This window comes from Gracilimonas sp. (genome assembly GCF_014762685.1).
GTDB lineage: Bacteria > Bacteroidota > Rhodothermia > Balneolales > Balneolaceae > Gracilimonas.
On sequence record NZ_JABURM010000006.1, the window covers coordinates 500,177 to 521,070 of the forward strand.

At 44.4% G+C, this 20,894-nt stretch carries 15 protein-coding genes; 6 read left to right on the top strand and 9 right to left on the bottom strand.

The window, feature by feature from the left end; all coding sequences use genetic code 11:
* Window positions 1–11 precede the first annotated feature (11 nt).
* A complete protein-coding gene (locus HUJ22_RS11805) occupies window positions 12–557 on the top strand; it encodes a gamma-glutamylcyclotransferase family protein (protein WP_290877750.1) in 546 nt (181 codons plus the stop codon).
* 48 nt (window positions 558–605) lie between these two features.
* Here the strand turns inward: HUJ22_RS11805 and HUJ22_RS11810 are convergent, their stop codons facing one another.
* The 9 genes from HUJ22_RS11810 to HUJ22_RS11850 all read right to left on the bottom strand — a co-directional run bounded on the left by HUJ22_RS11810 (window position 606) and on the right by HUJ22_RS11850 (window position 13,450).
* Window positions 606–2,213 (bottom strand): peptide chain release factor 3, encoded by a 1,608-nt coding sequence (locus HUJ22_RS11810; RefSeq protein WP_290877753.1) that lies wholly within the window; start codon window positions 2,211–2,213, stop codon window positions 606–608.
* Between the two features lie 356 nt (window positions 2,214–2,569).
* Window positions 2,570–4,432: a glycoside hydrolase family 13 protein gene (locus HUJ22_RS11815; RefSeq protein ID WP_290877757.1), complete on the bottom strand. Its 1,863-nt coding sequence runs from the start codon at window positions 4,430–4,432 to the stop codon at window positions 2,570–2,572.
* Window positions 4,433–4,544: 112 nt separating this feature from the next.
* Complete coding sequence (locus HUJ22_RS11820; RefSeq protein ID WP_290877760.1) at window positions 4,545–5,630, bottom strand: serine hydrolase domain-containing protein; 1,086 nt, start codon at window positions 5,628–5,630, stop codon at window positions 4,545–4,547.
* A 24-nt stretch (window positions 5,631–5,654) separates the two neighbouring features.
* Window positions 5,655–6,944, bottom strand: coding sequence for a M20/M25/M40 family metallo-hydrolase (locus tag HUJ22_RS11825; RefSeq protein ID WP_290877762.1), 1,290 nt, complete (start codon window positions 6,942–6,944; stop codon window positions 5,655–5,657).
* A gap of 27 nt (window positions 6,945–6,971) precedes the next feature.
* A complete protein-coding gene (locus HUJ22_RS11830) occupies window positions 6,972–8,258 on the bottom strand; it encodes an amidohydrolase (protein WP_290877764.1) in 1,287 nt (428 codons plus the stop codon).
* A 47-nt stretch (window positions 8,259–8,305) separates the two neighbouring features.
* On the bottom strand, window positions 8,306–8,953 hold the full coding sequence (locus HUJ22_RS11835) for an NAD(P)H-binding protein (RefSeq protein WP_290877766.1): 648 nt from the start codon (window positions 8,951–8,953) through the stop codon (window positions 8,306–8,308).
* A gap of 139 nt (window positions 8,954–9,092) precedes the next feature.
* Entirely contained in the window at window positions 9,093–11,273 is a 2,181-nt protein-coding gene (locus tag HUJ22_RS11840) for a S9 family peptidase (RefSeq protein ID WP_290877769.1), read from the bottom strand.
* 74 nt (window positions 11,274–11,347) lie between these two features.
* Window positions 11,348–12,568, bottom strand: a complete 1,221-nt coding sequence (locus HUJ22_RS11845; RefSeq protein WP_290877771.1) for a serine hydrolase — start codon at window positions 12,566–12,568, stop codon at window positions 11,348–11,350.
* A 6-nt stretch (window positions 12,569–12,574) separates the two neighbouring features.
* Complete coding sequence (locus tag HUJ22_RS11850; protein WP_290877773.1) at window positions 12,575–13,450, bottom strand: MBL fold metallo-hydrolase; 876 nt, start codon at window positions 13,448–13,450, stop codon at window positions 12,575–12,577.
* A gap of 178 nt (window positions 13,451–13,628) precedes the next feature.
* On the opposite strand from HUJ22_RS11850, the gene HUJ22_RS11855 reads away from it, so the two are divergent.
* The 5 genes from HUJ22_RS11855 to carB all read left to right on the top strand — a co-directional run bounded on the left by HUJ22_RS11855 (window position 13,629) and on the right by carB (window position 20,814).
* A complete protein-coding gene (locus HUJ22_RS11855) occupies window positions 13,629–14,786 on the top strand; it encodes a 6-bladed beta-propeller (RefSeq protein ID WP_290877776.1) in 1,158 nt (385 codons plus the stop codon).
* 92 nt (window positions 14,787–14,878) lie between these two features.
* A complete protein-coding gene (locus tag HUJ22_RS11860; protein WP_290877778.1) occupies window positions 14,879–15,871 on the top strand; it encodes a hypothetical protein in 993 nt (330 codons plus the stop codon).
* 42 nt (window positions 15,872–15,913) lie between these two features.
* On the top strand, window positions 15,914–16,258 hold the full coding sequence (locus HUJ22_RS11865; RefSeq protein ID WP_290877780.1) for a hypothetical protein: 345 nt from the start codon (window positions 15,914–15,916) through the stop codon (window positions 16,256–16,258).
* Window positions 16,259–16,809: 551 nt separating this feature from the next.
* Window positions 16,810–17,907, top strand: a complete 1,098-nt coding sequence (gene carA, locus HUJ22_RS11870; protein WP_290877782.1) for a glutamine-hydrolyzing carbamoyl-phosphate synthase small subunit — start codon at window positions 16,810–16,812, stop codon at window positions 17,905–17,907.
* Window positions 17,908–17,985: 78 nt separating this feature from the next.
* Window positions 17,986–20,814 carry a carbamoyl-phosphate synthase large subunit gene (gene carB / locus HUJ22_RS11875; RefSeq protein WP_290877784.1) on the top strand — a complete coding sequence of 943 codons (2,829 nt, stop codon included), beginning with the start codon at window positions 17,986–17,988 and terminating at the stop codon, window positions 20,812–20,814.
* Window positions 20,815–20,894 lie beyond the last annotated feature (80 nt).

Here is a 20,894-nt window from a genome sequence, read left to right on the forward strand (position 1 = left end):
TATCCGTGCCGTTGAGCAAAAAGTATAAAAAAAAGAATCTTTATTTTGCTTATGGATCAAACCTTCACCCCATCCGACTGGAAGACCGGTTGGGAAAAGTGGATTTCCATGGAATCGGAAAGTTAAGCTACACGGAAATACACTTTCATAAAACCGGGAGTGATGGTTCCGGAAAAGCAACGATTGAAAGTTCTTCTGAGCGCAGCAAATATGTATTGGGAGCTATGTATGAGCTATCCAAAAGTCAGGAAAAACTGCTCGATAAATTTGAATCGTTAGGATTTGGCTACAATAAATTGATAGTTGAAGTGGAGTTGGAGAAAGGAGAAGAGATAACCTGTTTCACTTATCAGGGAATGCGTGAGTACGTGGATTATACCTGTCAGCCTTTTCACTGGTATAAGCAATTGGTGGCTCAAGGCAGTCGGTTTCTGGGTTTCCCTTCTGAGTATACCAATTTCATTGAGAACATCGATTCTATAGCTGATCTAAACAAAAAAAGAGTGAATACAAATGAACGTCTGATCAAGCTAATGCAAAAGAAAAAAGTGCTTTAAAAGCTAACAGTTCTATATGAAACGTTCATTATTCGGTGTTGGAAGTCCTTACCCTTGCTTGAACTTGAAAAGGTTTTCCTTACCGACTTTTTCTTCTCCTTGATTTAAAGCATACATAGAATCAAAAAGGACGATCGGGTTTTCTTCCATGTCTTTGGTTACATGGGTGGAGTAACTGGCTTCCAGTTTGTCGGTGATGTCATCACGGTCATTAGGCAGCCATCGGGCGCAGTAATAAGAAACGGGAGTTTTTATAAGCTCAACGCCATATTCAGTGAGCATGCGGTGTTCCACCACTTCAAATTGAAGTACACCTACGGTTCCTAACAGAAGTTCGTTTCCAACTCCATTCGGCACTTCAAATACGTGAACTACCCCTTCTTCCGAAAGCTGTTTTAACCCTTCGCGCAGCTGCTTTCTCTTGAAAGGGTCTTTGGTAGCTACTTTCTGAAAATGTTCGGGAGTAAAAAGCGGAATTACGTCAAAATCCACCTCATTTTTTTCATAAATGGTGGTGCCGATACGGAATGAACCGGGATTAAAAATAGATACGATATCACCGGGATAGGCTTCCTCCATAAGCTGGCGATCATCGCCCATTAACGTATGGGGAGTTGACATTTTTACTTTCTTGCCGGTAGATGCGATGGTGACCTGCTGCCCTCGTTCAAACTTACCGGAAGCGACACGGATGAAGGCGGCGCAATCGCGGTGGTCGGGATTCATATTGGCCTGCATCTTAAAGATGAACCCGGAAAACCCGTCATTTAGGTCACGAACAACTCCATTAGGTGTTTTATACTGCTGGGGATGCGGAGCCAGCTGGTGGAAATAATTCAGAAAGACATCCAGTCCAAAGTTGTGCAAGGCTGAACCGAAGAAAACAGGTGTAACCTTTCCGGTAGCATAATCTTCTTTGCTCATATTCTCGTACATGTCTTCAATCAGCATCACCTCTTCCTGGAAAGCTTCTTTTTCAGCATCTGAAAGCGAAGAGGCAGCGATGGCATCTTCCACACTCAAAATTTCAGTCACCGCTTTTTTAGCCCCGTGATCCGTTTTTTGATACATGTGTACTTTGTTGTCAATCACATCATAGATGCCCTGGAACTTCTGCCCGTAACCCATCGGCCAGCTGGCCGGTACGGCTTCTATGCCCAGCTTATTTTCAATGTTGCTGAGTACTTCCAGCGGATCCATACCGGGACGGTCGCACTTGTTCACAAAAGTAATGACCGGTACTTTCCGCAGCTTACAGACTTCAAATAATTTCTCGGTTTGTTCCTCAACGCCTTTAGCCACATCAATCACCATGAGACCGCTGTCGGCAGCTACCAGGGTTCGGAGGGTATCTTCAGAAAAGTCTTTGTGACCCGGGGTGTCCAGCAGGTTGTATTTGATGCCGTCCTTTTCAAACCGGAGCACGGAGGAGGTTACAGAAATCCCGCGTTCCTGCTCAATCGACATCCAGTCAGAGGCTGCGTGCCGGGTGGCCTTTCGGGCACGGATCGATCCGGCCTCGTGCAGGGCTCCGCCATACAGCAATAGCTTCTCGGTGAGAGTGGTTTTACCCGCATCGGGGTGCGAAATGATGGCGAAGGTTCGCCTCTTTTTCGCCTCTTTGGTAATTTGTGTTTCGGCAGTGGCCGTGCTCATAGTATCTCGTTCAGCTTTATTGAAGCCTTAAAGATACGGCCTTTTGAGTGAAGTTTGTAGTGGAGAGTGAGGGGTGAAACGTAGATCAACTCGCTGAGTCGTTTGTGTTTGAATTAAGCTTGATACAATGAGTCGACGCGTATTTTATCCAAATCTTATATAAGGTAAACTGCTGCTACTTTTACTTTTCTTTTGTACCGACAAAAGAAACAAAAGCTACCGGCTGCGAAAAAAGAGCTAAAGCTGACTAAGGATTTGAAAGCTTTATTTTGCTGATCAGCTCATTGTTGTACACTGGGACCGGGAGGTCCCGGCAGGTATTCCCAACCGGGAGGTTGGGAACGAGGTTAAACGGGTTATTTTAACTCCCAAATTACCGCTATTTTTCCAGGCACCTCTATATCATCTGACACATCTATCTGCTCATCGGAAATCACATCAATCCCAATCTCAAAATCATCCAGGATCTCAGCAAAACGATTTCTATCTAACGAAACAGCTTCCTCATTCGCATTCATGGCCACCATAATGGTTTGGTCTTCGTGGACGCGGAAATAGACGTAGGTATTATTTTCAGGGATAAAATGCACCAATTTGCCTTCGTGTGTGGCAATAGCATTTTTTCGCCATTGGGTGAGTTTGGTTACGTATTCCATGATCTCATTTTCTTTGTCAGTGCGGCCTTCTTCGGTGAACACGCTGCGGTCGTCATCGGGCCAGCCGCCGGGCATGGTTTGCCGCCAGGCTTCATCATCTCCGCCCCGGTATTCATGCTCCATCATCAGTTCCGTTCCGTAATAAACCTGTGGGATTCCTCGTGTGGTCATCAAAAATGCATATGCCATTTTGAAATAATCTTCGTCTTTGCCGATGTGCTCGAAATAGCGGCTCATATCATGGTTATCCAGGAAAATGATATTTCCCATAGGATCGGAATAGAGGAAGTCTTGAGAGAGCACGTAATACAGCTGACTCAGTCCGGTGGTCCAGCCAAATTCCTCATTGAAAGCATCCCGGGCAGCAAAAGCGAATTGAAAGTCGGTGAGACTCGGTAAGTGAGACTGGTAGCCGTCATCTACTCCGGCTTTGTCGTATTGCCAGTAAGCTTCAGCAGGAACATTTTCTACCCAGGATTCTCCCACAATGTTGAAATCAGGATAGGCCTCGAGCACTTCTTTCGCCCAGCGCGCCATATAGTCTTTGTCGGGATAGACGTAGGTATCCATGCGGATGCCGTCAACCCCGGAATACTCGATCCACCAGAGTGTATTTTGAATGAGGTAATCAGCCAGCAGTTCATTGTTTTGATTCAGGTCGGGCATTTCCGGTACAAACCAGCCGGAAGTAAGCTTTACGGAATCATATTTCGAAGCATATGGGTCGGAGGCGGTTACCCCTCGATAATTGGTTTGCCCCACTTCCTCATAATCAAACACCCAGTCGTTCGTGGGCAGGTCATCCATCCACCAGTGATTATCACCAATGTGGTTGTGGATCATATCCATGATCACCTTCATATTGCGTTCCTGAACTTTGGAAACCAGCTCCTTATACAATTCATTGGAGCCAAAACGGCGATCCACTTTGTAGAGATCAGTAGCCGCATACCCGTGATAGGCTCCGTACTCCACGCTCATATCATTTTCGAACATGGGGGTGAACCAGATGGCGGTCATGCCGAGATCTTCAATGTAATCCAGATGATCCATCACACCCTGAATATCTCCCCCTTGTCGGCGCCGAGGGTCTGAGCGGTCTGCCGATTCGATCATGCCCTCTACGGTATCGTTGGAAGGATCTCCGTTGGCAAAGCGGTCGGGCATCATGAGGTATATCACATCGGAAGGATCAAAGCCATTATTCCGGCCTTTCATAGATTCTCGGGTTTTTAGCTCATAATTAAATACAATCTCCTTGTTGTGATGGATGAGCACGATTTCCATTTCACCGGCCTCAGCCTCATCCGAAATATCGAAATAGAGAAAGAGATAGTTGGGAGAATCTACCGCAAGCTGTTTGGTTATCTTTACCCCGGGGTGATCAGTACTTGCTCGGTATAAACCTAAATTATCTCCATAAAGCTGAAGCTGCAGTTCATTTACCGGCATTTCGGTCCACCAAAACGGTGGGTCAATAACCTGAATCTCCTCAGGTGTTTGAGCCTGAAGAACGGGCGCTAAAAGAAAAAGTGCAAGAGTGAGTGAGAATAGTTTTTTCATGAAGATCTTTAGTTAATTCCAACGAGATGGATAATAAAGATCAGCCAAGACTTTTTCTTATGTAAATGCTTACATATTAGATTAATGAGTAGTTTGAAATGGACTTATTAATTTAATCAATAAAGATCTTAGCCAGCTCATCTCGCAGGTCTGCCATGGGTGCTCCGGAGCGATTGATGGCAAATGCGATAACAACCTCGTTTTCCGGATGCAGCAGAAACATGGTGCTTCCGCCTACAGATCCTCCGCTATGGCCTTTCCACTCATTTCCCTCCGAGTCGATAATAGTACTCCATCCGAACCCATAACCGGTCGATTCTCCATCAGAAGTCTGCAAAGGAGCCATAAACCGGTCGAGTGTTTTTTGATCTAAAAAACCTGCAGATAAGTGAGCTTTCCCGAATTGAGTCATGTCTTCGGTGGTTGACAAAAATCCGCCCCCGGCCCATTTGTAGCTGTTATCTACGTAAGGAGCCTCCTCATTGGTATCGGTACTGTCGTTATAAACATAAAAAAGCGTGCGGTTTGGAATGTCCTGATCGGCATAATCGGGCATAGTGTTAGTCATATTTAGGGGACCAAATACTTCATCTGCCATAAAAGGTAAAAACTTCTGACCTGAGGCCCCCTCTATTACAGCACTTATTAAATTCCATCCATAACTGGAATAGGAGTAATCGGTTTCCGGCTCAAAAAGCAGCGTGTCATCTTTAAAAATTTCGAGCCCTTCGGTAATAGAGGTATACTTTTTATCACTCATGAACTCATCGCCTCTGTAGTGCCGAATTCCTGCAATATGACCTGCTACTTGTTCAACGGTAATCTCATATTGTTTCTCAGGGAAATCGGGGACATAGGCTTGAACCGGTTGTTCGGGATCTAATTTCTTATCTTGAAAAAGTAGCCCTGCCCCGGTTGCGGTATATGTTTTGGAAACACTTCCGATTCGAAAAAGGGTTGAGGCAGGATCGACGGGAACCTGATCCTCAAGGTTCAAATATCCATATCCTTTCGACCAGATGATCTCTCCATCCCGATAAACGGAGACACTCATTCCGGGGATGTTATGATCTTCCACATAGGATCGTACGACTTCATCTGCCGCACTGATGTCTTGTTGTGTTTCCGGGTCGGGAGTGTTGCATCCGGCGATCCAGATGAAAAGTAATGGAATGAAGTAGAGCGTAATTTTTCTCATGGGAAGTAGATTGTTTAAAATGGATTATTCAGATTGGGTAAGTCTGTAGATCAACAGAGCTGCTCGTTTAGTGAGTTCTTTGTAGGTCTTTAGGTTGATGGTCTCGTTTGGACCGTGAGCTCCGCTGCCCATGGCTCCGAGTCCATCAAGGCCGTCCACATAGTTAGCTACAAAAGAGATATCTGCAGCACCGCGTCTTCCGGGATCGTAGGCTTCAACTTCACCCAGTCCCAGATCCTGACTGAGTTCACTTAGTACAGAGAGCAATTCCATATTTCCATCGGTAGGCTCCATGGGTGGATAGCCTTCATAGATAGTAAGCTCAGCCGAAGTTCGGGGCAGGTGATCAGATACAATTTCTCGCATTTTGGCAAAGGCCCGGTCGCCTTGTTCTGTAGTTAAAAATCGGATCCCACCATGCGCGAGGGTTTTTTTGGGGACAATGTTGGTCTTGCCACTTACGGACCCGCGAATATTTTCTTCATCATAATCGACCTCATTTCCACCCAAAATAACGCCCACATTATAGGTGAGGTTTTCTTCCCGGAGTTCCTCATAAAAGCGATTCAGAATTCGGGAGGTTTCATAAACGGAACCTGCTCCGGTGTAATCACTGAAAATTCCTGAGGAGTGAGCCTGTCTACCTTCTACTTCAAGCTTCCATGAAAAGGAAGCTCGTCGGGCAACCGTGGCGTAGCTGAATCCCGAGGCGGTTTCAAAACCGAGCGCGACGTCACTTCGCCTGGCTGCATCAACCAGGTCTTTTCGGCTTATGGAAGTGGGGCTTCCGGCTTTTTCTTCATCACCGGTGAAGGCAACAATGATCTGAGCATCGGGGATGGCATTGGCTTCCTTTAACGCTTTTAAGGCATAGAAGATCATGACATTTCCGGCTTTCATGTCATTTACTCCGGGACCTGTGGCCACAGAATCATTCAGCATTTCAAATTCCTGAAACGGACTGTCCGGCTCAAAAACAGTATCAAGGTGACCGATAAGCAACAGCTTTTTTCCGGAGTTTCCCTTTTGTTCAGCGAAAAAGTGTCCGGCCCGATTTACTTCATCTTGGGGAATCCATCGGGTTTCAAAACCAAGTTCATTGAATGCCTTTATATAGTTTTCTCCGACTTTTTTAACGCCTTCAAAATTCAGCGTACCGCTGTTGATGTTTACATTGGTTTCCAGGAATTGAAGAGCATCGGCATGATTGGCATCAATACGTTCAAGGATATTCTTTTCCGTATCTGAAAGCTGTTGAGCAAAAAGGTTACAGCTGAAAAGTAAAAGCAGTGTAAGGGATAAAAACTTCTTCATGACTAGGTTTTCTGACGTTGTTGAGATTTAGTTTCCGGCTGAGTTCATATAATCAATGACCAGGTTGCTCATAGCTCGAACACCCAGCTTCATGGCGCTTTCATCAATGTAAAAGTCAGGAGTGTGATGTCCGGCTGCTTCCCTGCCTTCTTCTTTCCCGCCCAGGAAAAAATAAAGTCCGGGGACTTTTTCCTGGAAGAAAGAAAAGTCCTCAGCTCCGGTTACAGCATCCATGATTTCAGCATTGCCATTAGTTACCCGGTCCAGAGTAGGAGCCATTTGAGCAGTTAAATCCGGGTCGTTGTAGGTGATGGGATAGCCTTTGTTGATGGTAAGGTTAGCTGTGGCGCCGTTACTTTCAGCGGTGTTTTGAACAATAGTCTCGAGTCGCTTAAAAATAAGCTGACGCATGTCTTCATCGAGTGCCCGGATGGTTCCCTCCATTTCTACTTTTTCGGGGATGATATTATGGCGAACTCCACCCTCAATTTTACCAAAGGTGACTACGGCAGCCTGTTTGGTCAAAGGCATACTTCGGCTGACGATGGTCTGGGCGTTGTTGATGATCTGTGCCGCCGTAACAATTGGGTCAATGCCGGCCCAGGGGGCAGAGCCATGAGCTTGCTTCCCGGTGATCTCAAGGCTGAAACTGTTTACGCTGGCCATAATGCCTTCTGAGCGATACCCGATGGTTCCAACGGGCGTGCTGTCCCAAATATGGAGCCCGAAGATAGCATCTACATCCGGGTTTTCGAGTACTCCTTCTTTCACCATCAATTCGGCACCGCCTTCTTCGCCTTGAGGGGCTCCTTCTTCAGCAGGCTGAAAAATAAACTTAATGGTTCCCTTGATCTCATCTTTCATGTCTGTTAAGATCTTTGCAACGCCCATCATCATGGCGATGTGGGTATCGTGCCCGCAAGCATGCATCACTCCAACTTCTTTTCCCTGATACATTCCGGTTGCTACCGATTTAAAGGGAACATCTGTGCGCTCTGTAACGGGGAGGGCGTCAATATCCGCACGCAAACCGATTACAGGCCCGGGTTTTCCTCCTTTCAAAAGAGCGACAACTCCGGTGTGAGCAACTTCGGTTTCAACTTCCAATCCTAATTCATTCAGGTATTCTGCTATGTAGGATGCGGTCTCAAATTCTCTGTTCGAAAGCTCGGGATTTTCGTGAAAGTGGCGGCGCCACTCGATGACCTGTTCTTCAATTTCATCAGCTTTCTGATCGATGATTTGCTTAAGGTCCTGGGCGTATGTGGTTAAAGAGATAAGTGAAATTAAGAAGAGCAATAACGGTTTTTTCATGGGGTAATCCGATTTAAAATGTTGAGTCAGATATTAACCAAACAGGCTTACAAATAAAAAATCTCATCCAGTTCGAAAATATGATATCCGGGCGGGCATTTTTGAAGAGAATTGATCATTCCCTCGGCCACAGTTTCAGCAAAAATGGGACGGTACTTTTTAAGTCCCGGAATTTTGGTAAACATTTTGGCGAGAATAATGCCGACCGTCTCACCTAGCCTGTTTTCGCTTCGATCTCCTTCTAAGAAAGAAGGGCGTAAAATGGTGATTACTTCAAATGGTAATTCTTTAACAGCTTGATCCAATTCCCCTTTCAATTTGGGATAAAATGCCCGGGATTTCGGGTTGGCTCCGGCCGAAGAAACGAGTGCAAATTTAGAGACCCCATTTTCTGCTGCAGCTTTTGCCGTTTCATATTGGTAAGTGAAATCGACAGTGTATTGGGCTTCCTGACTTCCGGCTTTTTTAATGGTGGTTCCCAAAGCGGAATATAATTCATCACCGGTAAGCTGTGATCTCCAGAAATCCAGGTTTTTAAAATCTACTAGGTGTTCCTTTAGTTTGGGATGGTTAATTCCTGTACTTCGCCGATGAAAAACTTTCACTGTTTGATAGCGCTCATCCTGAAGCAGGAGGTTCAACACATGGGAGCCTACTAACCCGGTTGCCCCTATTACGATAGCTGTTTTATTCATAATTAAAGTTGATAGGGTGAAAGTTGATATTGCCTAATTACAAGCTGGGGGACAATCAATGAAACTATCACCCTATCAACTTTCAACTCTCATTTCCCAACTATTCAACAATCCCACGGCAAAAAAAATCACCAGGGAATTAACGTCTCATTCCCTCAAGATCGAGTAAAAAAGCATATTCCAATGCGGTTTGACGGTAGCGCTCAAAGCGGCCTGAAGCGCCGCCATGCCCGGCTTTCATATTGGTCTTCAAAAGAAGGACATTATCGCCGGCCTTTTTATCCCTTAATTTGGCCACCCACTTTGCAGGTTCCCAATACTGAACCTGTGAGTCAAATAATCCGGTAGTTACCAATAGGTTGGGATATTCCTGTTCCACAACATTATCGTAAGGGGAATAAGAAAGCATATAATGATAGGAGTCTTCGTTTTTGGGATTCCCCCATTCATCGAATTCATTGGTAGTTAATGGAATGGTTTCATCCAGCATTGTTGAAACTACATCCACAAAAGGCACGGCGGCGATTACTCCATTAAACTGGTTTGGAGCCATATTTACGACTGCTCCCATCAGCAATCCACCGGCACTTCCACCACGGGCGTACATGTGAGGGGCAGACGAATAGCCATTGTCTTCAAGATATTTGGCTACGTCAATAAAATCGGTAAAGGTATTTATTTTGTTGAACATCTTGCCGTCTTCATACCATTGCCGACCCATTTCCTGTCCACCCCGAATGTGTGCAATAGCATAGATAAATCCACGGTCGAGAAGACTCAGTAAAGAAGAATTAAAACGGGGATCGGTTGAGGAGCCATAGGAACCGTAAGAATAAAGCAACAAGGGGGTGTTGGGACTTTTCTCTACAGAGTTTTTGTAAACAACAGATACGGGAATCATCACCCCATCGTGAGCCTCGGCAAAGAAACGTTCTGTCGTGTAATCATCCGGGTTATGTCCGCCCACAACTTCTTGCTGCTTCATCAATTCCATTTCACGGGTATTCATGTTATAGTCGTAAGTAGAATTGGGGGTGGTTAAAGAGGAATAACCAAACCGAAGGGTTTCAGTATCAAACTCAGGATTTGTTGAGGTATAAGCCACATAAGCTTCTTCATCAAATTTCAGATAATGCTCTTCTTCTGTGTTTTGGTTTATGACTTTGATGTTGGTGAGCGCATTGCTCCGCTCGCTGACCACCAGGTAATCCCGAAAAACCTCGATGCCGCTAATAAGCACATCTTCCCGGTGAGGGATTATTTCTGTCCAGTTACTTTTTTGAGTCGCATTCTCGGAGGTTTCCATAAGCCGGAAGTTGGGTGCTTCCCAATTGGTAACGATATAGAATTTATCCTCAAAGTGATCGATAGAATACTCATGCACTTCTTCACGCGGAGTGAACTGCCGGAATTCTCCGTTAGGGTTATCGGCATTCAGAATATGATAATCGTTGGCCAGGGTGCTTTGCTCGCTAATTATGATGTACTGATCTGATTTTGATTTATTAACACCCAAATAAAAAGAGGGATCTTCTTCAGAATACACCAATTTATCCGAGGAGGGATTATTACCCAGGGTATGCCGGTATATCTTTTCGGAAAGCAGGGATACTTTATTTTTGGTGGTATAGAAATAGGTGCGGTTATCGTTCGCCCAGGCTCCGCCGCCGGTGGTATTGTCTAATTTATCATCCAGAAACTCACCGGTTTCCAGGTTCTTAAATCGAATATGGTACACCCTTCGGCTCAGAGTGTCTTCTCCAAAAGCCAGGATTTTGTTGTCAGGACTGACCTGAAGTCCTGTTGCTGAATAGTAATCGTGTCCTTCAGCCAATTCATTTACATCGATCAGAATTTCTTCTTCAGCATCAAGGGATCCTTTTTTACGGGAATAAATGGGATATTCGTTTCCTTCTTCATAGCGGGTGTAATACCAATATCCATTTTTGAAATAGGGAAGAGATTCGTCTGTTTCTTTAATTCTGCCAACAATCTCTTCGTACAATTTCTCCTGAAGCCCCTCGGTATCTTTCATAGCGAGATCGGTGTATTCATTTTCGCTATTTAGGTAATCGAGCACTTTCTGTGTTTGAGCGTCCGGCGTTTCAGCTATTTTTTGTTCATCAGTAAGGCGCATCCAGAAATAAGGGTCGATTCTGGTGTCCCCGTGAATGGTAAGCACTGAATCCTGTTTTTCAGCGATGGGAGCAGAAAGATTGGTTATGTTGCTCTTTATGGTTGATTCGCGCTGCCAGTCACATCCGGTTAGCAGTGCAAAAACAAAGAGAATAAATGCAAAATGTTTAAAGTAGAGCTTCATTATATATATCCGGTTTATTATTAATTAAGGGAATCTATCAGTTTTAGTTGAAAAGACAAGAAATTGCCAAAAAATTAATTTATGGAATCAAGGACTCTTTTCACCACACCATCCATCGCCCCGCCATCTATCCAACGGGCCACAATCACCAGGTCATTTTCCTGATCCACATATACCATATTGGTTCCGGCGCCAAGATGAAAGAAAGCTGATGTTGGAGCACTTGGCAATCGATCTTTATTGACATTCAAAAACCAGTTCATGAAACCGTAATTGGTGTTGGCCTCGGTGGGTGTTTGGGCCATTTTATTCCATTCTTCGGAGATGATCTGCTCGTCTTTCCACTTACCGTTTCTTAAGGTCAGCAAACCAAATCGGGCTTGGTCTCGTGCACTGATGAACATCCCTCCGCCCCAATGTCCGCCACCGCTTACCGCCTGCATTTGTTGTCCGTCAATGATGACCCACGAGTTTTCATAACCCATCCATTGCCAGGTTGGTGAGGCTCCGATCTTATCCATCACTTCTTCACGAAGCACTTTGGGGAGTGGCTCCCGCAAAACATTCATGGCGGCTAAAGCCAGCAGGTTTACACGAGTATCATTGTATTCAAACACAGAACCCGGTTCATGTCGCTCCCGGGTCATCCACTCAGAACGATCTCCGGAAGGGCGATCGGCCCAATCCGGCTTCCCCCATAATGTGCCTTCCCAGTCAGAAGTTTGGCGGAGCAGATGATTCCAGGTGATCTTTGAATTGTGTTCACCCTTGAATGGCTCAAATACTTTGGGTTCTTTGAATTCATCGGCTTTGTTCTGGTTGTTATCCCATTCCATGAAATAGATGGGCGCCATGTATTGATCCACCTTTTCATTTACATCCCGGATCAATCCACGGTCAAAGGCAATTCCAACCGTTGTAGAGAGAAAGCTTTTGGTCACGCTGTGGGTCATGTCCACCCGAAAAGGCTCTCCCCATTCGGCTACTATATATCCGTTTTTGATAATAATTCCGGTTTGCTCACCGCGATCTTTAAAAGGGCCGATTCCATCTCCAAACGGTTCGCGTCCAAACGTACCATAGTGATTTTCTTCCATGCTGCGGGGATTATCGGTTTCATTATCCTGAGCAAATTGAATGGCTTCCTGAATTTTATCGGCACTCAGGCTGAGTTCTTCGGGAGATCGTTTCTCCCAGTCACCCCAGCTTCCGGGGTAGTAGGTTTGAGCCCAAGCCGTTGAGCTGAAAATGACAAGTAGAAAAGTGGCAGTAAATAAGCGATGTAATCGATACATAATGAATTAATTTAATGGAATGATTTGCCCTTCTGAGGCCACCTGAAATCCAAGATTTTCAACTTCCCTGCGCTCAGGACCATCTAAAATCAATGGATTGGTATGATTAAAATGAAGAAACATAATTTTTTCCTTTTCTGAAGCAGGAAGATTGTTAAAAAGTTTAATGCTTTCCTCAACGTATGGATGGGGAATCTCACTCATATCGCGACCGGGCAATTCATTTGCATCATAGAAAGTACCATCCAATAAAGCTACATCAACTTTTGAGACTTCTTCAATGATATCCCTTTCCCAAACATGCCATTTATTGATATCAGGGATGAAAAGGATAGACGTGTTTTCAGAATTTATACGATATCCAACAGTCTCAGAATATTCATCCCGATGAGGAACCCGAAAAGGGGTTACCAAGATATTTGGGCTGATTTGGATGGTTGAATCGGCTTTTTGCTGTTGGAGATCAATGTTATTCATACTTACCAATTGACTCCACGGACCGTTTTTTTTAAGGTATGATTTCATCCTCGGCATTGTATATACCGGAACACCGGAGGCTCCCATCACTTCATGCCCCAAATACATTAAGCCGGTATAATGCCCGATATGAGCGTGAGTCAAGAAGATCCCGGAAAGATCATCAATCGCAGAAGTGGATTTAAGCTGATGAAGCTGATACGTGAAATCGGGCGTGGCTTCAAACATCCAGTTTTGTCCGGTGGTTTGATCCGAGAGGCCTAAACTGACAACATGCCGTTTTTCAACCCTGCCATCCCAATATTGCTTGCAATGTTCTTTTTCACAATCGGCCTGGGGAAAGCCGGCATCCTGGGCAATGCCTAATACTGTGATGAATTGTTGTGAGGTTTTATCACTTTCCAAAGCAGGCTTCTCGGAGCATCCCGTAAAAAAAAGAAATAGTATGAACAGGTATTTAAACATGTTGGAAAGAAGCAAAAACGAAGGTTAATTCAAAAACCTTAAAGGTTTCAAAAATTATTATTACAATCAGGCATTCAACTTTGTAAAATTTCGGGTTTTAATATCTAATCATTTGATCTTGTTAAGTACAAAACAGTATATAGTATTCTCTTTTGTCGTGGGTGTTTTTATTTGGATGATTCCCCTCCAATCCGAAGCTCAAAACACCTATAAAGCGGAAGAAGAATTACGTATTGGTACTATTGATGGAGAGTTTGAATATATATTTGCGCGAATTTCTGATCTTGCATTAGGTGCTGACGGAACTATTTTTGTGACTGATTCCCCGGCAGGAGACCCTGTGGTTAGATTATTTGACGAGAATGGCTCTTTCATAAAATATGTTGGTAGGGATGGTCGGGGTCCCGGAGAATATGGCAGGATTGGAGGAATAGGGTCTTTTCCGGATGGAAGATTGGCCATTTGGGATATAGGCAATCAGCGAATTAACGTGTATGAACCAAATGGGGATTTTGCAGAAAGTTTTTTGGTAACTTCAGGCTTGCACTCATCTTACAAAACTTTTGAAGTGGATCATGAAGGTAATTTTTATTTAAAGGTCATGTTCTTTGATCGTAATAACCCACAAAGTAATATGAATCCCCCGAAAGCCTGGTATAAAATTTCGCCTACCGGAGAGCTGGTTGATACTCTACATGTACCTCAGGGTGAAGAAGACTATCCTCAATCTTTTGTGATTTTTACAGATGCAGGAGCCGGTTATCCTTTTAATACACAGATGTTGGAGAATTTTAGTTCAAGCGGCCATGTCATTACGGCTGTAAATAATCAGTATGAAATTGTTTTGCATAAAGAGGACGGGCCGGTACTAATTCAGCGAGAATATTCTCCATTAGAAGTGACTTCTGAAGAAGAAGAACAATGGGAAAATTTTAAAAAAAGATTTACTTCAGGCGGATATAATATTGAGTCTTCTATTCCGGATAAAAAACCACCATTTAAAGAATTGTTAACGGATTCGCAGGGAAGAATATGGGTTTGGAGATATACAAAAGCCCAACCGGTAGATGGAGGGATATTCTCTTCAAGAATTCAAGTATGGGAGCCTCCTGTATTTGATGTTTTCAACCCGGATGGTTCTTTTTATGGAAATGTCACATTGCCAATGGGAGCGGTATTTTTAGAGGCAAAGGATGACAAGGTGTGGGCGGTTTTTACGGATGAAGATAAAACTGAATATGTGGTTCGGTATAAATTGGTCCTAAAAAATCAATAGTTAATCGAGTATAGAGACAGGTTACAGTTTTCAGGAATTATTACTACACTTCCTCAATCATAATTTTTGAAAATAGAGATCAGTAAAGAAGAATGAAAAATTTGATACGCCTGTCTGTAGTTGCCTTAGTACTCTTTAGCGCTTGTTCAGAAAAAAATACAAAAACGAATAATGAAGATTCGGTTGATCAGGTCGAATGGACCGAAGTGGACAGCATTGATGTAGAAGCATTCAACAGTGATTTGGAGCCGGGCAAGTTAACCATGGATGTTGGAATATATTTTCCATCCAACTTTGATGATTCTTTTGAGAAAGTAACCTTAAACCGGATGATGGAGGGTTTAGAAGTTGCAAAAGAAATCTACGAGCCCACCGGTGTTCAGATAAATTTATTATGGGTGAAAACAGGGGAAGTCAATCCCAAGTATTTTGCCATTCAAGCCAATGAAGTGCCGGGTATTCCCAATACCGGATACACTAATTTATATGAGCACAGCTACCGAAATCCGGCTAAACTAACCGAAGAAACCAAACAAGCATTTGAAAGCATCATAGAACCGGCGCCAAATAATGACCGAACCATTTACCTGGTGGCATTACAAGATGTCTTCTATCCATTTTTGACGGTATCGGAAGGAAGAAACTGGATGATGAAAACAGTACGAACCGGCGGACTTTCATTTCCCACCTATTCCTATCCCGGCACCATCCCGAAAGAACACCGAGGGGTTATTACAATCACCAACCTGGACCGCCCGGATCGGTTCAGAAGAACCATAGCACATGAAATTGGGCATAAAGCCATCAACGTAAGTCACGAGTACAAGGATATCAGCCCGCAGCACGAAGTATATGCCGAAGGCGGTTTGATGGTATATGGTCAGGGCGAGGAAATTTTATCCGGAGAAGAAGGCCGCTGGCATGTAGAGCGTTTGCATTTATCGCCATTTCTGTATCGAATGAATGAAGATGGAAGTAAGGAGTGGAATTCTGACTATGAAGAAAACGGCCACTATTATGATCCCATTTATGGCGAATATGTCATACACTTCGAGGGCGTTCCACCGATTGATGAAGATTGGTAAAAATCTCTTTTGCTGATTTTTAAAATTTTAAAACTAAGAGAAATGCTTCTATCCGCACTTGTATTAATTACCGCCTTTTTACTGAACCTGTTCTTGCCCTGGTGGAGCATTGCTATTCCCGGATTGATCTTTGGTTATTGGTTTAATCAAAAGGCTCTTGCTTCTTTTGGTTGGGGGTTTTTGGCCGTATTCCTGCTTTGGGGAGGACAGGCGCTGTATATTCATTTTGCTAATGATGGGATTCTTTCTACCCGCATCGCTGAAATGTTGTCTGTCGGTTCGCCATTATTAGTTGTTTTGATCACCGGAATTATTGGAGGGTTGGTAAGTGGGCTGGCTACTGTGACGGGATCTTTGGTGAAGGAGACTCCGAGGAAGTTTAGTTGAGGGTTTGAATCGCAGATTAAGGGGATTACGGGATTTCACGGATTCCATTGACGATCCGCGTTCATCTTTGAATCCGCGTAATCTGCGATTCAAAACCCAATGTTAATAGCGAAACTTCCTCAAAGATTCACAAATATTACAATCAAAAATTGAATCCAATCTTCCCACTCCTTATCTTAGACAAACTTCAAAAAAGCTCATACCAAAATTAACGATTTAGCAATCCATAGATTTGAAGCATTGTCGGCGCACACCCAAAAATGGAGGTCGTGCGATTGATGGCATTATTATTTGCCCATATCACTTTTCAAATCCGACGCGGTTTCCGTAGTCGGATTTTTTTTGAGCTAAAAAATCTATTTCTGCCTGGTTATGACGCTCTGCGTCGTAACCAACCCACTCCAACGCAGAACGTATTGAGCAAGGCCAAGAGTTTACCCGTTTGGGAGGGGATCAAGGTGTGGGTAAAGGTAACCAAGGCCCGGCCTGTCCTTTGCAATCCAGATTTTCATCAACAACCAATTTCACCAATCCAGAACTATATTTAATCCATGTCACTAAACGAAAGAAAAAAAGCCATACTTGCACTCTCTGACGGAACCGTAGTTCACGGGAAGGCCGTTGGCCATGAAGGTATCACCGGCGGTGAGCTGTGTTTTAACACCAGCATGACCGGCTATCAGGAGATCTTCACTGATCCCAGTTACTACGGTCAGCTGATGATGATGACCTATCCACACATAGGAAACTATGGAACCCAGCCACGCGATGATGAAGCTCGAAAAGTGATGGTGGCCGGTATTATCTGCCGGGCTTTCTCTCACGAATACAGTAACACCATGGCGGATCGCAGTCTTCAGGAATACCTGGAAGACAATGAGATCACAGGAATTTCAGGTATTGATACCCGTAAACTTGTTCGTCATGTTCGTGAGAAAGGGGTAATGAATGCCGTCATTTCCAGCACCGAAATGGATGAAAAGAAGCTTATTCAAATGGCTAAGGACTGGGAAGATATGGAAGGCCTTGAATTGGCTACTAAAGTCACTCGTTCCGAAGCCCAAACCGTGAATGGCAAAGATGAATTCAGAGTTGCCGCTTTCGATTATGGCATCAAGCAAAACATCATTAACAATTTAAATAAGCGTGGTTGTACACTTCGGATCTTTCCGGCTAAAACAACAGTAGATGAGATCAAAGAATGGGAAGCGGATGGCTACTTTTTCAGCAACGGTCCCGGCGACCCCACTGCAACAGCTGAGTATGCTCTTGAAGCTGTGAATTACGCGAAGGAAACCGGTAAACCGATGTTCGGTATCTGTCTCGGTCATCAATTGATGGCGCTCAGTGAGGGACTCAAAACCACCAAGATGTTTGTAGGTCATCGTGGAGCCAATCAACCCGTGAAAAATCTGCAAACCGGATTGGTGGAAATTTCAACTCAAAACCACGGATTTGCTGTGGATGAGGATTCCATGGATGAGAAGGTGGCGGAAGTTACCCATATCAATCTGAATGATGGAACTATAGAAGGGTTGAAGTTCAAAAATTTCCCGGGATTTTCGGTGCAATATCATCCCGAAGCGTCTCCCGGCCCGCACGACTCAGCGTATCTGTTCGATCAGTTCATAGATATGATGAAAAAATGAACATCGAACAAGGAACATTCAACTTCCAACATTGAACTAACTCATTTCACTAATAACAAATAACCATTAACAAAACCCATGCCCAGACGCGACGACATACATAAAATTTTGATCATTGGTTCAGGACCCATTGTAATTGGCCAGGCCTGTGAGTTTGACTACTCCGGTTCTCAAGCCTGCCGCTCTTTGCAGGAAGAGGGATATGAAATTGTGCTCATCAATTCGAATCCGGCTACCATCATGACGGATCCGATCATGGCTGATGCCATATATATGCTGCCAATGACCACCGATTCCATCCGGGAAATTGTGGCCAAAGAAAAACCCGACGCTGTACTCCCAACCATGGGCGGTCAAACCGGATTGAATCTTTGCCGTGATCTTGAAAAAGAAAACTTCTGGAAGGATAACGACATCCAAATTATTGGAGTGGATATTGATGCAGTCGAACTGACCGAGGACCGCCAGTTGTTTAGGGATAAAATGGAAGAAATTGGTATTGAACAGTGTAAAAGTCGTACCGCACAATCATTACTGGATGCCAAAGAGATCAAAGAAGAATTGGGAGGACTCCCGATCGTTATCCGTCCTTCCTTTACAATGGGTGGGGCCGGTGGCGGCATCGTTTGGAATGAAGATGAATTTGAGCGAAAAGTACTGCGTGGATTGGAAATGAGCCCCGTTCATCAGGTGCTGATCGAAGAATCCATTTTTGGGTGGAAGGAATACGAGCTAGAACTTTTACGTGATGCCAACGACAATGTGATCATCATATGCTCCATCGAAAACATGGATCCGATGGGTGTTCACACCGGGGATTCTGTAACTGTGGCACCAACCCAGACGCTCAGCGACAAGCAGCTCCAGAATATGCGGGATGCCGCCATCAAGATGATGCGCAGTATTGGAACCTTTGCGGGTGGCTGTAATGTGCAATTTGCAATGGAGCCGGGTTCGGATCGCTTGGTTGCCATCGAGATCAATCCGCGGGTAAGTCGCTCCTCGGCACTGGCGTCGAAAGCTACCGGATATCCGATCGCAAAAGTAGCAACGAAGCTGGCGGTGGGCTACACACTGGATGAACTTAAGAATCAGATCACCGGAACTACATCAGCCTGTTTTGAGCCAAGTATAGACTATGTAGTTTGCAAAATTCCCCGCTTCAACTTCGACAAATTTCCTGGGGTGGATGAAGAGCTTTCCACCCAAATGAAAGCGGTAGGTGAGGTAATGTCGATCGGACGAAATTTCCCGGAAGCGCTTAATAAAGCCTGGCAATCACTGGAAGTGGGACGCGATGGATTGGGAGCCGACGGTTACGAGGAATTCGATCGAAAAACGGTCCGTGAGCGCCTGCTCAAACCCTACTGGGATCGTTCGATGCAGATTCGGAATGCCTTCAAAATGGGAGCATCCGTTGAGGAAATAGCGGATATCACCAAAGTAGATCCCTGGTTTTTGCAGCAGATACGCTATATGGTCTCGCTTGAAAATCGCACCGAAGGACAGACGCTGAAAGAGATTTCCAAAGATGATTTCTTTGAGTTAAAACAAGCCGGTTTTTCCGATTCCCAGATAGCCTACCTGTTAAGTAAAAGCGGCGAGAAATTAGATGACAAGAAAGTTCGGGATCGGCGTAAAGAGTTGAATATCATCCCTTCATTTAAAATGGTAGATACCTGTGCAGCAGAATTCCCGGCGCAAACGCCCTACTACTACTCTGCTTATGAAGGAGAAAATGAAAGTGAGGTTACTGATAAGAGAAAAGTGCTGATCTTGGGAAGTGGCCCGAATCGAATCGGACAGGGAATCGAATTCGATTATTCCTGTACACACGCTGTACTGGCAGCCAAAGAAATGGGTTATGAAGCCATAATGGTGAATTGTAATCCTGAAACGGTTTCTACAGACTTTGACTTTGCTGACAAGCTCTACTTTGAGCCGGTATACTGGGAACGAGTGCTGGATATCATTGACCATGAAAAACCGGAAGGGGTGATCCTTCAGGTGGGTGGTCAGACAGCCCTCAAACTAGGAAAACGTTTCGTTGAAGAAGGAATTAAAATTTTCGGAACTGCTTTTGAGATGATCGACTTTGCCGAAGACCGTGGGGAGTTCTCTAATTTCCTGAAGAAACTCGATATTCCATTCCCGGAATATGGCACGGCAAGGGAAGTTGAGGAAGCCATAAAAATAGCCGGAAGAATTGGATATCCGGTACTTATTCGCCCAAGTTATGTGTTGGGTGGCCAGGGAATGCGGATTGCGGTGAAAGAAGAGGAACTGCGAAAATATGTAGCTAACATACTTAAAACCCATCCTGAAAACGCATTTTTAATTGACAAATACCTGGAACATGCCATCGAGGTGGATGTGGATTCAGTGTATGACGGCGAGCAGCTTCACATAGCAGGAATCATGCAGCATATTGAGCCGGCAGGAGTTCATTCCGGAGATTCCACTGCGGTGCTGCCTCCATATTCCCTGAGTGATGAGATCATCAAAACCATTGAAGAATATCAGCTGAAGATCGCTGAAAATATGGAGATCCTTGGATTCCTGAATGTACAGTATGCCGTCAAAGATAATAAGGTCTATGTTCTTGAGGCCAACCCTCGAACAACTCGAACGATCCCATTTCTTGCCAAAGCCACACAGCGCCCGGAAGCCGCTATTGGTGTGAAAGTGATGCTGGGTGCTAAACTCAAAGACTTCGACCTGGAATCGAAGCTGGAAAACTGGGCTATAAAAGAGCCGGTCTTCCCATTCGATAAATTTCCGGAAGTGAAGAAAGAGCTGGGTCCCGAGATGAAATCAACGGGTGAAAGCATCTACTTCGCTAAGGACTTTAATGATGAGCACTTTAAGAAACCGTATGAGTTCAAGAGCTTGTACTTATCGAAGTAGAATGGGTGGTTATTGCGATCGCTGATTTCGCAGATTACACTGATTTTTTGAATGTCGCAGATTAGATTTCGAACAATCTT